Origin of the sequence: Nonomuraea sp. NPDC003560, assembly GCF_042878785.1 — a bacterium.
GTDB lineage: Bacteria > Actinomycetota > Actinomycetes > Streptosporangiales > Streptosporangiaceae > Nonomuraea.
In genome coordinates this window covers 47332-61228 of record NZ_JBIAOF010000024.1, presented here as the reverse complement: position 1 = coordinate 61228, position 13897 = coordinate 47332, and the positions used below count along the sequence as shown (strand labels likewise).

12 protein-coding genes are annotated in these 13897 nt (G+C 72.1%); 5 read left to right on the top strand and 7 right to left on the bottom strand.

The window, feature by feature from the left end; genetic code table 11:
- Window positions 1–397 precede the first annotated feature (397 nt).
- Window positions 398–2386, bottom strand: coding sequence for an endo-1,3-alpha-glucanase family glycosylhydrolase (locus ACFYUV_RS50390; RefSeq protein ID WP_387683089.1), 1989 nt, complete (start codon window positions 2384–2386; stop codon window positions 398–400).
- 313 nt (window positions 2387–2699) lie between these two features.
- Between ACFYUV_RS50390 and ACFYUV_RS50385 the strand changes: the two genes are divergently transcribed.
- Entirely contained in the window at window positions 2700–3107 is a 408-nt protein-coding gene (locus tag ACFYUV_RS50385; RefSeq protein ID WP_387683087.1) for an ATP-binding protein, read from the top strand.
- Window positions 3108–3144: 37 nt separating this feature from the next.
- Here ACFYUV_RS50385 and ACFYUV_RS50380 read toward each other — a convergent pair whose 3' ends face one another.
- Window positions 3145–3666 carry a hypothetical protein gene (locus ACFYUV_RS50380; RefSeq protein WP_387683085.1) on the bottom strand — a complete coding sequence of 174 codons (522 nt, stop codon included), beginning with the start codon at window positions 3664–3666 and terminating at the stop codon, window positions 3145–3147.
- Window positions 3667–3739: 73 nt separating this feature from the next.
- Between ACFYUV_RS50380 and ACFYUV_RS50375 the strand changes: the two genes are divergently transcribed.
- A complete protein-coding gene (locus ACFYUV_RS50375) occupies window positions 3740–4699 on the top strand; it encodes a YbgA family protein (protein ID WP_387683091.1) in 960 nt (319 codons plus the stop codon).
- Window positions 4700–4738: 39 nt separating this feature from the next.
- Here the strand turns inward: ACFYUV_RS50375 and ACFYUV_RS50370 are convergent, their stop codons facing one another.
- The 3 genes from ACFYUV_RS50370 to ACFYUV_RS50360 form a co-directional block, all read right to left on the bottom strand.
- Window positions 4739–6934 carry a SulP family inorganic anion transporter gene (locus ACFYUV_RS50370; protein ID WP_387683083.1) on the bottom strand — a complete coding sequence of 732 codons (2196 nt, stop codon included), beginning with the start codon at window positions 6932–6934 and terminating at the stop codon, window positions 4739–4741.
- A gap of 270 nt (window positions 6935–7204) precedes the next feature.
- A complete protein-coding gene (locus ACFYUV_RS50365; RefSeq protein WP_387683081.1) occupies window positions 7205–7678 on the bottom strand; it encodes a hemerythrin domain-containing protein in 474 nt (157 codons plus the stop codon).
- Between the two features lie 100 nt (window positions 7679–7778).
- A complete protein-coding gene (locus tag ACFYUV_RS50360; RefSeq protein ID WP_387683079.1) occupies window positions 7779–8936 on the bottom strand; it encodes an AI-2E family transporter in 1158 nt (385 codons plus the stop codon).
- Between the two features lie 246 nt (window positions 8937–9182).
- On the opposite strand from ACFYUV_RS50360, the gene ACFYUV_RS50355 reads away from it, so the two are divergent.
- From ACFYUV_RS50355 to ACFYUV_RS50345, 3 genes are all read left to right on the top strand, one after another.
- A complete protein-coding gene (locus ACFYUV_RS50355; protein ID WP_387683077.1) occupies window positions 9183–9497 on the top strand; it encodes a hypothetical protein in 315 nt (104 codons plus the stop codon).
- Between the two features lie 130 nt (window positions 9498–9627).
- Window positions 9628–10176 carry a copper chaperone PCu(A)C gene (locus ACFYUV_RS50350; RefSeq protein WP_387683075.1) on the top strand — a complete coding sequence of 183 codons (549 nt, stop codon included), beginning with the start codon at window positions 9628–9630 and terminating at the stop codon, window positions 10174–10176.
- Window positions 10177–10253: 77 nt separating this feature from the next.
- Entirely contained in the window at window positions 10254–10667 is a 414-nt protein-coding gene (locus ACFYUV_RS50345; RefSeq protein WP_387683073.1) for a VOC family protein, read from the top strand.
- 10 nt (window positions 10668–10677) lie between these two features.
- Here ACFYUV_RS50345 and ACFYUV_RS50340 read toward each other — a convergent pair whose 3' ends face one another.
- Both ACFYUV_RS50340 and ACFYUV_RS50335 read right to left on the bottom strand, forming a co-directional pair.
- Window positions 10678–11508, bottom strand: coding sequence for an SDR family oxidoreductase (locus ACFYUV_RS50340; protein WP_387683071.1), 831 nt, complete (start codon window positions 11506–11508; stop codon window positions 10678–10680).
- Window positions 11505–13892, bottom strand: coding sequence for an ATP-binding cassette domain-containing protein (locus tag ACFYUV_RS50335; protein WP_387683069.1), 2388 nt, complete (start codon window positions 13890–13892; stop codon window positions 11505–11507). Before ACFYUV_RS50335 ends, ACFYUV_RS50340 begins: the two co-directional genes overlap by 4 nt.
- Window positions 13893–13897: the final 5 nt, after the last annotated feature.

The following is a 13897-nucleotide window of genomic DNA, read 5'->3' as shown; positions in this document are numbered from 1 at the left end:
AACCAGTCGAACGACTCGGTCTGCAGAGCGAGAAGATCAGGAACTTCGAGGGGCTCCTGGATGCGCGCGAAAGAGACGCGACGGGGACCAGCGGGCACGGCGGAGGCGTTGAGCGAGGCTGCCAACAGTTGTCCTTCCGGAGGGCACGGACGGAATCGAACTGCGCGCACGCCAAACGCCCGGACCGGAATCCGGGGCGTCGAAGGGCGGCGCGAGGCAGCAGCATAACTCAACTGAGAAACGAATGTCCACACTTACTATAAGTGTCAACCTCGGTGCCGCCTTCAGCTTTTCACAACAGGGCGCGCTCGTCAACTCCAAACGCCCGTCGCCGCCCTGCCGGCCCCGAAGGTCGTGCCGGGCCCGCGCGGGTGGCGCGGGCCCCGGGCCCGCGCGGTCAGCGTTCGCTGGAGGCCGCGCGGTAGTGCAGGTCCTGCACGTACGGCGTCGCGGTGATCGGGTACGGCGAGACCACCTTGGCCGCCGTCGCCGACCCCCTGGTGACGGTCGCCGACGCGGCCCCCGTCTTCAGCGGGAACGTCCTGGCCGACACGCCGGCGGGCGCGTCGTAGCTCTGCGTCGTGCCGCCGACGGTCACCGACACCTTGGCCGCCGCCGTCAGCATGGTGAGCACCTCGACGGTGTCACGCGCGGCCGTGCTGCCGCCGCGCAGCTTCATGAGCTTGGTCTGCGCGAAGGACGGCTGGGCCGCGACCGGCTGGACCCGGTGGGTCAGGTACGCCGCGTCGTTCGTGATCTTCGGGCAGCCGAGCTTGTGACAGGTCAGGTAGTAGGCGTTGATGTCCAGGTACGTCCAGCCGGCGTTCCTGGACGGCGCGAACTGGGTGTTCTCTGAGTAGTCGTTCCAGGTGGTGAGCTGGACCCAGTCGGCCTTGCCGTCGATGGCGCCCTTCCACGTCGCCCGCAGGTTCTCGGTGTTGCCCGCCTCGTCGAAGACGCCCTGGTTGGGGCGTTCGTCCTGGATCGACACCGGCTGCATCCAGATCTTGCCCATGCCGTGCGCGCGGTCGATGTTGCCGCCCAGGGCGGCGTTGGCGGCGGGGTTGCGGTTGCCCCAGTTGGAGAAGCCGTAGCTGATCGAGGCGAAGGCGTCCCGGTACTTGTTGAAGTCGAGGAAGCAGGGCACCAGCGCCACCTTGACGCCGTGCTCGGTCTCCATCGTCTTCATCCAGGCCGCCCACCACGCGGCGGTGCGCCCCTCGGCCTTGAACGGCGCCACCACCAGGCGATCGTCGGCGAGCCGGTAGACCGACGTCGAGGCGGCCAGCTTCGCCATCGCGGCGGCGAAGGCGGCGCTGTCCACCGAGGCCAGGCCGTTCGTGTCCGGCATCAGCACGATCTTGAACCCGGGGTCCACGGCCTCGGCGGCCTTGATCAGGTTCTGCACCCGCGTCCAGTGGGCGCTGGTGATCGACAGGATGTCGACGGTGAAACCGTCCAGGCCGGCCGCGATGGCCTGCCTGACCTCGGTCTTGAAGTCGGCCAGCGCGTAGTCGCCGGTGATCGGGTCACGTCCGACCGGCCGGTCGCGCAGCAGGCCGCCGTAGGCGGCGTGCTTGCCGCTCTCGCCGTCCGGCTTGAGGTAGTTCCTGGCGTAGTAGTCGCCGGCCGGGGCCTGGTTGTCCAGCGACACCGGGTACGGCGTGAAGTAGTGCGCGAACACCTTCCTGGCCGACCCGCGCAGGGCCGCCTTCCCCGGCAGCACGAACGGCAGCGGCCCGTCGGTCTGGCCGCCGCCCTCGGTGTAGGTGACCGTGAGCTTCGGGCCGCGGTCCCCGGTCTCGCGCGAGGACATCAGCACGGTGGCGGTGGCGTCGTCGCCGGTGAGGGCGAAGGCGTACGTGCCGTCGCCCTCGACGGCGGCGGACACGTCCAGCTTGACCGTCGTCCCGGCGGTGAAACCGGTGTGCGAGGCGACGGGCGCGGCGTCGAACTCGGGGCGGGTGTTCCAGGTCGTGGCCGCCTCGGTCCAGGAACCCGTCACGGGACGGGCCGACACGGTGGTGTCCGTCGTCCTGGCCGGGACGACGTCCAGGGTGACCTTGACGTCCTCGGCGTCCGCCGGGATCCCGGTGACCTTGAAGCGGGTCAGGCCGACCCGCCGGCCCGCGGCGGCGCTGCCGCACGCGGCGCCGCAGACGCTCATCCAGGTCGCGGTCGCGAAGCTCTTGGCCGGCTCGGCCTGGCTGATGAACACGTCGTCCGTGGCGGCGAACGTCACGGTGAGGGGTGCGGTGAGGGGTGCGGTGAGGGGTGCGACGGCGGACGCCTGCGCGGGCGCCGCCGCGCCGGCGGGCGCGGCCGCACCCGCCAGCGCGGTGAGCATCGCCACCGCGACCGGCAGGGCCCGATATCGGTTGAGCATGGAACTCCCTTGGCTTTCGGTACGCCTCCGCAGCAGCGGAGCCGCGTTGCATCGCCAACGATGGAGCAAGATCGAGTCCCCGGCCAGGACTTCCGGATAAATCCCCCATTTGGAACGATGCTATTTTCGGCCCCTCGGTACGTCATTGCGGTCAGACGGCCCGCCTCCGGCAGGTCCCCTGGTCGGGCATGGCGCGCAAGCCGCGACTCGGGCAAGATGGACCAGCCCTTTTCTGTCTCCGCTTGGCCTGCGCGCACGACCGAGTCGATGTCATCATGGGCACACGGTGTGTGATTTCGGGTAGGAGGGATCGATGTCCGAGCCTTCCCCCGGCGCTGCCGCAAGCTGGCCGATCAGCCGGGACCTGGCGGGGCTGCGGGAGCTCGTCCGCCGTCACGCGCTCCAGGCCGGGCTCGCCTCCCAGCGCGGTGACGACCTCGCGCTCGCCGCCAACGAGGCCGTCACCAACGTGCTCGACCACGCGGGCGGGGCCGGCTGGGTGCACATCTGGCTCGATGACGACTTCCTCACCGTCGACGTCGGCGACCACGCGGGCCGCCTAGGGCCCGACGCCTGCCCCGACGCCCGTCCCCAGATCGGGCCGGGCGGTTACGGCCTGTGGGTGATGCGCCGCCTCTGCGACGAGTTCGTCATCACCCAGACCGGCGCCTCCTCCCAGGTCCGCCTCCGCATGGCCCGCATCCGCCCCACCGGCCCCTGACCCGGCAGCGGGCCGGACGGGCGACCGGCCGCCCCGGTCAGGCGCTCTCGCCCACGCTGCGCCGGTGCCATTCGGCCAGCTCGACCAGCAGCCCGTCGGCCGCGCCGCCGAACATCGCGGCCAGCTCCTCGGCGTCGTCGACCACCACCACGTGGTCCAGCAGGTCCGCGCGCAGCCGGGCCGCCCTCGGGTCGCCGGCGCCGTCCGGGTCGAAGGCGGTGGCGGCCAGGAACAGGCCGCCGACGCCGGCCAGCGCCGCGGTCTGGCGGGCCTGCGTGCCGAGCACCGTCGCCGCGTCGGCCGGTACGGCGGGCAGCGCCGGCCGCCCGTCGCGCAGCAGCAACGTCAGCGGACGGGCGGGCACCTGCTCCCCCGCCTCGCCCGCCGGCACGTGGGCGCTCCCGTCGGCGTGCCGCGCCGCGTGCCGGGGACGCCCCCAGGGCAGGCCGTCGGCCTCGTCCTGCGCACTCGCGCGCGTGAACAGGCCGCCGTCGGCGTCGACGACGAGGTCCCCAGGCTGCCACTGCTCGCCATCAAGCGGAATGTGCGCATTCGTCATGCCTGAACGCTACGCCCTGGTTGCGACAAATCTTCGTGGCGTGCGGAGGCGCGAGCTGGGCATCTGTCAGGACATGGCGCAGGCGCAGGATTGGGGCAGGCCGCGGGTGGCGGTGTCGAGCTGTCTGCTCGGCGAGCCGGTACGGCACAACGGTGGGCACAGCCGGGCCCGTTTCCTGACGCAGGAGCTGGCGCCGTTCGTGGACTGGGTGCCGATCTGCCCCGAGATGGAGATCGGCCTCGGCGCGCCCCGCGAGACGCTGCGCCTGGAGCGATCGCCCGCCGGCCCGCGCCTGATGACCCGGCAGAGCCGCCGCGACCTCACCTCCGCGATGGACGAGCTGGCCGCCGAACGTTCCCCGGCCCTGGCGGCCGACGGTTACGTGTTCAAGGCCAAGAGCCCGAGCTGCGGCATCCACGGCATCCCGCTGTACGCCGGTGACCACGCGGTGACCCGCGACAACCGGGGCCTGTTCGCCGACGCGGTGATCGAGGGCCACCCGCTGCTGCCCGTCGAGGACGAGGGGCGGCTCAACGACGCCGTCCTGCGGGAGGCGTTCGTCGAGCGCATCTTCGCCCACGCGCGGCTGCGCGAGCTGCTGGAGGGCGACTGGCGGCCGCGCGACCTGGTCGCCTTCCAGGCCCGGCACAAGATGCAGCTGCTGGCCCATTCCACCGAGGGCTACCGCGAGACCGGCCGTCTGGTCGCCGCCGCGGGCGTCCGGCCGCGCGAGGAGCTGGCCGAGGAGTACGGCACGGCGTTCCGGCGGGCGATGGCGGTCAAGGCGTCGATCGGGCGCAACGTCAACGTGCTGCAGCACTGCCTCGGCATGCTCGGCGACGAGCTCGACCCGGTGCGCCGCGCCGACCTGGTCGAGGTCATCGGCTCGTACGCGGCGCACCGGGTGGCGCTGAGCGTGCCGCTGACGTTGCTGCGCCACCACGCCCGCGGCGAGGCGGCCACCTACGTCCAGGACCAGACGTACTTCTCCCCCTACCCGGAGGAGCTGGGCCTGCGCAACCACGTGGTGTGACCCCGCCGCGCCGGACGGGCCGGCGCGGCGGGGACGCTCCTACGTGGGGGTGGGCTCGGTCGGCAGCGGGCCGTCCGGCTCGGGGGCGGCGGACGCGCGCGGCGGCACATGGTGCACCCGCGCCGAGCCGATCTCGAAGTACAGCCCCACCAGCGTCAGCTGCCCGGCCCTGACCTGCTCGTCGACCTTGCGGTAGGTCCGCAGGTTCTCCAGCTGCTGCTGGATGTTGAGCCGGCACAGCGCGTCGAGGGCGGCGTCCTCGGCGGAGGCGTCGTGGCCGCCCTCGCCGAGCCGGTCGAGGCTGGGATGGCCGTGCCGCAGCCAGCGGCTCAGCTGCGGCAGGCCCTCGGTGGTCGCCGGGCCCTTCAGCAGCGCCGCCATCGCGCCGCAGCCGGAGTGGCCGCAGACGGTGATGGTGTGCACGCTCAGCACGCCGGTGGCGTACTCGATGGCGGCGGCCACCGAGTCGTCGTGCGGCTCGGAGCCGGCGCACGGCACCAGGTTGCCGATGTTGCGGACCGTGAACAGGTCGCCGGGCCCGCTGGAGGTGATCAGGCTGGGCACGACCCGCGAGTCGGCGCAGGTGATGAACAGGTGCGAGGGACGCTGCTGGGTGGCGAGCTGGGTGAAGATGGGCCGCAGCAGCGGGGCCGTGCGCTTGTGGAACTCGTCCGCGCCCTGGGCCAGGCGGCACTCGATCGCCGCCGTGGCCGACAGCGGGCGGCCGCGGTGGGTCCACGGCAGCCACCAGCGGCCGGGCGCCTTGGGCGGGCTCTTGGCCGGGAACATGCGTCCGCCGCTGGCCGCCATCGTGTACCACTCGTCGTGCAGCTCATCGATGGTGACGGTGCCGCCCAGGCGCTCGTGGTCCAGCCGCCAGGAGTGGATCGCGTCGAAGGCGGCGTTGTCCATGAAGTCGATGTTCAGGTCGAGGTCGACGGCGACGCCCGGCGGGATGGCGCGCAGCTCCTGGGTCAGCCGGGGCACGCCCAGGAAGGTGAGGGAGCCGGAGACCGTCGCGTGCATGACCCCGCCGGGTTCCTGCCGTTTGTCCACGGTCACCCGGGTCAGCCGCCGCAGCGCCAGCAGCGCGGCCAGCGCCAGCCCGGCCAGGACGCCCTCGGCCAGCCCGACCAGGATCACGCCGGACATGGTCATGACGTAGACGGGCACCTCGTTGTGGCCGTGGACCTTCCTGAGGTGGCCGAGGCTGATGGTCTTGATGCCGATGAAGACCAGCAGCGCGGCCAGCGCCTCCATCGGGATCAGCTTGATCGTCCAGCCCAGGCAGAGGGCGAACAGCAGCACCCAGACGCCGTGCAGGATCGCCGACCAGCGGGTGCGGGCGCCCGCCTGGATGTTGGTGGTGCTGCGCACGATCACGCCGGCGACCGGGAGCCCGCCGAGCACGCCGCTCACCATGTTGGCCACGCCCTGGCCGGTCAGCTCGCGGTCGAGGTCGGAGCGGGGGCCGGTGTGCATGCTGTCGGTGGCCACGCAGCACAGCAGCGACTCCGCCCCGGCCACCAGCGCCACCAGCAGCACGCCCATGGCGATGTGCTGCCAGTCGCCGGCCGGCAGCACCGGCGGCGCCCACGCGGTGATCGCGCCGGACAGGTCGATGCGGGTGACGTTCCAGCCGAACACCGCGGCGGTGACGGCGGCGGCGAGCAGCGCGGCCAGCGGCGCGGGGATCATCCGGACGTGCCTGGGCATCCGGCTCCAGACCAGCAGGACCGTGATGGTGAGAATGCCGACCATGACCTTGTGGCCGTGCAGGTCCATGATCTGGCTGGGCAGCTCGGCCAGGTTGGCCCACGGCGACTGCTCGGGGCTGCCGCCGAGGACGACGTGCAGCTGGGCGAGCGCGATGATGATGCCGACGCCGGCCAGCATGCCGTGGACGACCGCGGGCGAGACCGCGAGCGCGGCCCGGGCCGCCTTGAACGCGCCGAGCAGCACCTGCAGGCCGCCGGCCATGATCGTGATCAGGCAGGTGGCGCGCCAGCCGTAGGTCTGCACGAGACCGGCGATCACCACCGTCAGGCTCGCGGTCGGGCCGCTGACCTGCACCACCGAGCCGCCCAGCCGCCCGGCGACGATGCCGCCGACCGCGGCGGCGACGAGCCCGGCGGCCAGCGGCGCGCCCGCGGCCAGGGCGACGCCGAGCGAGAGTGGCACCGCGACGAGGAACACCACCAGCGATGCCGGCACATCGTGTCTGAGAGTACGCATGATGCTACTCTCCGTAGTTATATTCATGCGGCACACCTTAGTGCCAGATCAACCCCACGTCGGACGACGGTAAAACGCGCCGGACATGTCCCTGCTGTCCGGCGCGCCGCCCTGCCGCTCCGCCTTACTGCGCGGCGTCTTCGCAACTCACGGTGACCAGGGCGAAGAACACGTGGGTGCGGGCGTCCTGGGAGACCACCGACTCGAACACCTCGCAGTCCGTGAACCCACCCGTTGGGGCGTTCCAGGCCGTTCCATCCCGCGCCGTGGCTAGGAGGAGGCGCTGGGGATCTTCAGGGGGTCACGCGGGGCCTCGGCCTTGGCCTTGGCCATCTCCTCGCCCAGCTCCTGCAGCCGGTTGCGTCCCATGGACTCGCGCACCTGCGGGAACCACTCCTTCTCCTCCTCCTCGACGTGGTGGCGGACGTTCTCCATGAGCACCGTCATCTTGGCGTCGTAGCGCTCGTCGGCCGGGTCGAGGTCCTTCAGCTCCGACAACATCCAGACGACGACGTGGTGCTCCTCGACGCTCTCCAAGATGTGGTCGGTGGTGTCGGGGGCGCCCGAGCGGGCGGCCGGGTAGAAGATCTTCTCCTCGATGTAGGTGTGCGCGGTCAGCTCCTCGATGACCTGCGCGACGATCTTCTGCTTGGTCTTGTGGGCGTCCTGGCCCGCCTTCTCGAACTCCTTGAACAGCTTCTCCACGGTCTTGTGGTCCTCTTTGAGCAGCACGATCGCGTCCATGGACGGCCTCCCTGGGGTCGGGACGCCCGGCGGGACGAGGGATGCCGGGCGTCGGGTCCGCCCCAGGTACCCCGAGGTCAGGCGCTCACACCCGGCGCCCTCAGTGACGTTCCTGACGGGGCAGCACCACGTGGTTGACGATCACCTGGACGGCGGCGGCGACCGGGATGGCCAGCAGGGCGCCCACCACGCCGAGCAGGGCGCCGCCGATGAGGGCGGCCACGATCGTGGCGGCGGCCGGCACGTCCACGGACGACTTCATCACCTTGGGCGCGATCAGGTAGTTCTCGATCTGCTGGTAGACGACGAAGAAGATCAGGGTGGCGATGGCCACCGGGAGCGAGGCGAACAGCGCGACCAGCGTGGCGATGCCCGCGCCGATGAACGCGCCGATGAGCGGGATGAGGTCGGTGAGGGCCACGATGATCGCCAGGGCCAGCGCGTACGGCACGCCCGCGATCGACAGGAAGACGAACGTGGTCACGCCCGCGATCAGCGAGATGATCAGGTTGCCGGCCACGTAGCCGCCGACCCGGTTGAGAATCTCGTCGCCGAGCAGCCGGGCCCGGTCCCTGCGGCTCCTCGGGATCAGCCGGTAGCCGGTGCGCGTGATGGAGCGCAGCGCGCCCAGGAAGTACAGGGTGAGGATGAGCACGGTCAGCGTGGAGAACACGGCGCTGACCACGATCGAGGCGATGCCGAGCAGCCCGCCGAACACCTGCCGGCCGAGGTCGCCGCTGGTCAGGTACGTCTGCAGCCGTTCCAGGAGCTGGTAGCGCTGGTCCAGGTCGCGGATCTGCGGGTTGTTCTGCAACTGCTGGATGTAGGTGGGCAGCTGCTCGGCGAACTGTCCCGCCTGCTCCGACAGCGCCGGGATGATCGCCATGGCGAACCCGGCGAACAGCACGATCACCGCCGTGAACACCGCGGTGATCGCCGCCCAGCGCGGCAGGCCGTGCTCCTCCAGCCATCGCACGGCGGGATCCAGGCCGACGGCCAGGAACAACGACACGATGATCAGCAGGAGCATCGAGGCGCTGGCGGTGAGCGCCTGGACCAGCAGCCAGGCGGTCAGCACGCCGAGCGCGGCGGTGAACCCGAAGACGAAGGGCGTGCTGCCGAACGGGCGTCCGGGCCTGCCGAAGGGCAGCCCCGTCGTCTCCGGGCGGGGGCCGGAGGCGTGGCCGTCGCGGGCGGCCGCGGACGCCGCGCCGGGTTCGCCCGGCGGGGCGGCGGAAGTGAACTGATCACCAGACATGGGGGCTCCTGAACCTGAGAAACCCCCTTCTCTGCCCGGCCGCGGCGAGGTCTATCGTCGCCGCCGCCCCCCGTGTCCCGGACGCGGCCGCCGGGCTGCGCGCGCCCGGCGATCAGGCCGCTGACCTGCGCCGTTTCGCCGTACCTGGCAGGGGGTAGGCCGCACATCCCGGGGGCGGCGGGCTCACCGGCCGGCCGGTGTCCCCGTCGCGGGGGCCGGGCAGGACACGAGCCAAGGAAGAACGGCATGGGGGAACCGCAGCAGGTGCAGGTCGAGATCCTCGACCAGGTCGCCATCGAGGACCTGATCGGGAAGGTGGAGGACGTCGCCAGGCAGCCGGGCGCGGCCGACCGGGTGGCCCGGTGGCGGGCCGAGCACGGCGCCGAGCACGCCACGCCACAGGCCCGCTCGTTCGTCGTCGTGGGCCCGACGTTGATGTTCCTGCACCCGTGCCCCGACGGCGTCGTCCTGCCGTTCGCCGCGTACCCGGACGGGACGGTGAAGGTCTACACCGATCCCGAGCACGCCGGGCTGAGCTTCTACCGCGACTCCGGCGGGTAGGCGGGTCCGGCATGGGGGCCGGTCAAGGGGGTACATCGTGGTTGCGGTCAACCCCCCGCAGGCGGCGCTCGCGCGAGCGGGCCCGCGCTGTGGCCTCGTCACCGGCCTCACACCACACGAAGGCGCGAACATGAGGACATCACCACGGGGCCCGCGAGCGCTGCTGCTGCCCTTCCTGTCGGCCCTGTGCGTGCTGGCGCTGCTGCCGGCCTGCAATCCGGGGCAGCGGGAGTCGCCCCTTCCGCAGGGCACGGCCCGTGAGGGGCTGGTCGACGGGCAGGTGGGGGCGATGCGGCTGTTGCACGTCCACATCCTGGCCCCGTCCGTGGAACAGCAGAAGCCGGGCGACGACCTCGGCCTCTACCTGACGCTGGTCAACGAGAGCGACCAGCCCCAGAAGCTCGACGGCGTCAGCACCGTGCACGCCAGGAAGGTCGTCTACCGGGCGGGGCCGGGGGCGGCGCAGGAGGAGGTCAACGTGACCGTCCCGGCCCGCTCGACCGTCTCGCTGCAGGAGGGGCAGAGCCGTCCGCACCTGGAGATCCTCGACATCGACCGCCCGCTCGGGGCCACGCCGATCGACGTCACCTTCCGCCTGACCACCGGCACGACCACCCTGCGCATCCCGGTGCTGCCGCTGGAGCGGGGCGCCGGCACCCCCGTCCCGGGCCACAGCTGAGGCCACCGGAAGCGCGGACGGACGGCGGTCAGGAATCGAGAAGCGTCGTCCGGGCCGGCGGAACTAGCGTGACCGGCATGGACATCACCATCCACTCCAGCTACCTGCCCCACGACGACCCGGACGCCTCCCTCGCCTTCTACCGCGACGCCCTCGGCTTCGAGGTGCGCGGCGACGTCGGCTACGACGGGAAACGCTGGATCACGGTCGGCCCCGCGGGCCAGCCCGGCACGTCGATCGTGCTCCAGCCACCGGTCCCCGACGGCTGCGGCATCACCGAGGACGAGCGCCGCACCATCGTCGAGATGATGGCCAAGGGCACCTTCGCCGGCATCAACCTGTCGACCGACGACCTCGACGCCGTCTTCGACCGGCTGGCGGCGAACGGCGCGGAGATCGTCCAGGAGCCGGCCGAGCAGCCGTACGGGGTGCGCGACTGCGCCGTGCGGGACCCGGCGGGCAACCTGATCCGCATCAACCAGCGCCCCTGAGCCGGCGAGCTCAGGAGCGGGCCGGGTCGAGGAACCGGCGCGCGCCGCGCAGCCTGGTGCGCAGCAGCCGCTGGGTGGCGGCGCAGTCGAGGCGCACGTCGAGCGGGCCGGGCACGCCCGAGTCCGCGCGCCGGCCCGCCGGGAGCCGGGCCGGGTCGAGCCCGTCGCGGCGGGCGACGAGCAGGCCCAGCTCGTACCGGCTCAGCGCGTCGGCCCCGGCGACGTGGCGGACGCCGGGCGGCCCTTCGGCGGCCAGCTCCAGCAGCGCCGCCGCGAGGTCGGCGACGTGCACCGGGCATCGCACGTCGTCGGTGAACAGCACGCCCTGCCTCGTGCCGGTGGCCAGGGCGTGCACCAGCGCCTCGTGCGACGAGCCGCCGTCGCCGATGATCAGCGACGTCCTGGCGATCACCCCGTCCGGGGCGACCGCGGCCACGACGGTCTCGGCGGCCGCCTTGGCCGCGCCGTACGGGGTGATCGGGTCGGGGAGGCACGTCTCGTCGTAGCGGACCGCCGCCCCGGAGAAGACCGTGTCGCTGGAGACGTGCACCAGGCGGCTGCCCGCCGCGGCGGCGGCCAGGGCGACGTTCGCGGCGCCGGTGGCCGTGGTCGCCCAGTCGCGCTGCCGGAAGGCGGCGTTCACGACCGCATCCGGCCGGACCGCGGCGACCAGCGCCTCGACGTCGGCGCGCCGGCGCACGTCGAGCGGCGACCAGGTGACGCCGGCCGCGTCCCCCGGACGGGTGTGGCAGGTCGCGGTCACCTCGTGCCCCGCCGCCGCCCCCTGCCGGACGAGTTCGGCGCCCAGGAAGCCGCTGCCGCCGACGACGAGCAGCCTCATGCGGACGTGCCGCCGACGTAGGCCGCCAGGTGCTGGCCGGTCAGGGTGGAGCGGGCGGCGACGAGGTCGGCGGGGGTGCCCTCGAAGACGACCCGGCCGCCGTCGTGACCGGCTCCGGGGCCGAGGTCGACGATCCAGTCGGCGTGCGCCATGACCGCCTGGTGGTGCTCGATGACGATCACCGACTTGCCGCCGTCGACCAGGCGGTCGAGCAGGCCGAGCAGCTGCTCGACGTCGGCGAGGTGCAGGCCGGTGGTGGGCTCGTCGAGCACGTAGACGTCGCCGCTCTTCTCGGCCATCTGGGTGGCCAGCTTGAGCCGCTGCCGCTCGCCGCCGGACAGCGTGGTGAGCGGCTGGCCGAGGCTGAGGTAGCCGAGCCCGACGTCGGCGAGCCGGCCGAGGATGGCGTGCGCGGCCGGGGTGCGCGCCTCGCCCGCGCCGAAGAACTCCTCGGCCTCGGTCACCGGCATCGCCAGCACCTCGCTGATGTTCCGGCCGCCCAGGCGGTACTCCAGCACCTCGGCCTGGAAGCGCCTGCCCTCGCACTCGTCGCAGACGGTGGCGACGCCGGCCATCACGCCCAGGTCGGTGTAGAGGACGCCGGCGCCGTTGCAGTTGGGGCAGGCGCCCTCGGAGTTGGCGCTGAACAGGGCCGGCTTGACGCCGTTGGCCTTGGCGAACGCCTTGCGGATGGGGTCGAGCAGGCCGGTGTAGGTCGCCGGGTTGCTCCGCCGCGAGCCGCGGATCGGGCTCTGGTCGATCGACACCACGCCCGCGCCGGCCGGTATGGACCCGTGCACGAGCGAGCTCTTGCCGGAGCCGGCCACGCCGGTGACGACGACCAGCACCCCGAGCGGGATGTCGACGTCCACGTCACGAAGATTGTGCTTGTTCGCCCCGCGGATCTCCAGGGCGCCGGTGGGCTTGCGCACGTCGTCCTTCAGGCGGGCCCGGTCGTCGAGGTGGCGGCCGGTGACGGTGCCGCTGGCCCGCAGCCCCTCGACGGTGCCCTCGAAGCAGACGGTGCCGCCCTCCGTGCCGGCGCCGGGGCCGAGGTCGACGACGTGGTCGGCGATGGCGATGGCCTCCGGCTTGTGCTCGACGACGAGCACGGTGTTGCCCTTGTCGCGCAGCCTGACCAGCAGGCCGTTCATCCGCTGGATGTCGTGGGGGTGCAGGCCGATGGTGGGCTCGTCGAAGACGTAGGTGGTGTCGGTGAGCGAGGAGCCGAGGTGGCGGATCATCTTGACGCGCTGCGCCTCGCCGCCCGACAGCGTGCCGGCCGGCCGGTCGAGCGACAGGTAGCCCAGCCCGATCTCGACGAAGGAGTCGAGCGTACGGCCCAGCGTGGTCAGCAGCGGCGCCACGGACGGCTGGTCGAGGCCGCGGATCCACTCGGCCAGGTCGGTGATCTGCATCCGGCACGCGTCGGCGATGCTGACGCCGTCGATCTTCGAGGACCGGGCCTCCGGGCTGAGCCGGGTGCCGTCGCACTCGGGGCAGGTGGTGAAGGTGACCGCCCGCTCGACGAAGGCGCGGATGTGCGGCTGCATGCCCTCCTTGTCCTTCGACAGGAAGGTCTTCTGGATCTTCGGGATCAGGCCCTCGTAGGTGAGGTTGACGCCCTCGACCTTGACCTTGGTCGGCTCCCGGTGGAGGAAGTCCCGCATCTCCTGCTCGGTGAAGTCGCGGATCGGCTTGTGGGGGTCGAGCAGCCCCGACTCGGCGTAGACGCGCACGGTCCAGAAGCTGTCGGACTTCCAGCCGGGGATGGTGAAGGCGCCGCCGGCCAGCGACTTGGAGTCGTCGTAGAGCTGGGTGAGGTCGATGTCGGAGACCGTGCCGCGGCCCTCGCAGTTGGGGCACATGCCGCCCAGGCGGGTGAAGCTCTGCCGGACCGTCTTGCTGGAGCCGCGCTCGACGGTGATCGCGCCGCTGGCGCGGACCGAGGGCACGTTGAAGGAGTAGGCGTTGGGCGAGCCGATGTGCGGCCGGCCGAGCCGGCTGAACAGGATGCGCAGCATGGCGTTGGCGTCGGTGGCGGTGCCGACGGTGGAGCGGGGGTCGGCGCCCATCCGCTGCTGGTCGACGATGATCGCGGTGGTCAGCCCCTCCAGGACGTCGACCTCGGGCCGGGCCAGCGTCGGCATGAACCCCTGGACGAACGTGCTGTAGGTCTCGTTGATCAGCCGCTGCGACTCGGCGGCGATGGTGGCGAACACCAGCGAGCTCTTGCCCGAGCCGGACACGCCGGTGAACACCGTCAGCCGGCGCTTGGGGATCTCGACGCTGATGTCCTTGAGGTTGTTCTCGCGCGCGCCGTGGACGCGGATCAGATCGTGGCTGTCGGCGATCTGCCGCTCGGGCGGCGTGTGCGTGCTCATCGTCT

Bases quoted from the DNA above. Each gene is read 5' to 3' on its own strand.
- ACFYUV_RS50335 (WP_387683069.1), bottom strand. From the start codon at position 13,892: ATGAGCACGCACACGCCGCCCGAGCGGCAGATCGCCGACAGCCACGAT.
- ACFYUV_RS50390 (WP_387683089.1), bottom strand. From the start codon at position 2,386: ATGCTCAACCGATATCGGGCCCTGCCGGTCGCGGTGGCGATGCTCACC.
- ACFYUV_RS50350 (WP_387683075.1), top strand. From the start codon at position 9,628: ATGAGGACATCACCACGGGGCCCGCGAGCGCTGCTGCTGCCCTTCCTG.
- ACFYUV_RS50355 (WP_387683077.1), top strand. From the start codon at position 9,183: ATGGGGGAACCGCAGCAGGTGCAGGTCGAGATCCTCGACCAGGTCGCC.
- ACFYUV_RS50385 (WP_387683087.1), top strand. From the start codon at position 2,700: ATGTCCGAGCCTTCCCCCGGCGCTGCCGCAAGCTGGCCGATCAGCCGG.
- ACFYUV_RS50370 (WP_387683083.1), bottom strand. From the start codon at position 6,934: ATGCGTACTCTCAGACACGATGTGCCGGCATCGCTGGTGGTGTTCCTC.
- ACFYUV_RS50360 (WP_387683079.1), bottom strand. From the start codon at position 8,936: ATGTCTGGTGATCAGTTCACTTCCGCCGCCCCGCCGGGCGAACCCGGC.
- ACFYUV_RS50380 (WP_387683085.1), bottom strand. From the start codon at position 3,666: ATGACGAATGCGCACATTCCGCTTGATGGCGAGCAGTGGCAGCCTGGG.
- ACFYUV_RS50365 (WP_387683081.1), bottom strand. From the start codon at position 7,678: ATGGACGCGATCGTGCTGCTCAAAGAGGACCACAAGACCGTGGAGAAG.
- ACFYUV_RS50345 (WP_387683073.1), top strand. From the start codon at position 10,254: ATGGACATCACCATCCACTCCAGCTACCTGCCCCACGACGACCCGGAC.
- ACFYUV_RS50375 (WP_387683091.1), top strand. From the start codon at position 3,740: ATGGCGCAGGCGCAGGATTGGGGCAGGCCGCGGGTGGCGGTGTCGAGC.
- ACFYUV_RS50340 (WP_387683071.1), bottom strand. From the start codon at position 11,508: ATGAGGCTGCTCGTCGTCGGCGGCAGCGGCTTCCTGGGCGCCGAACTC.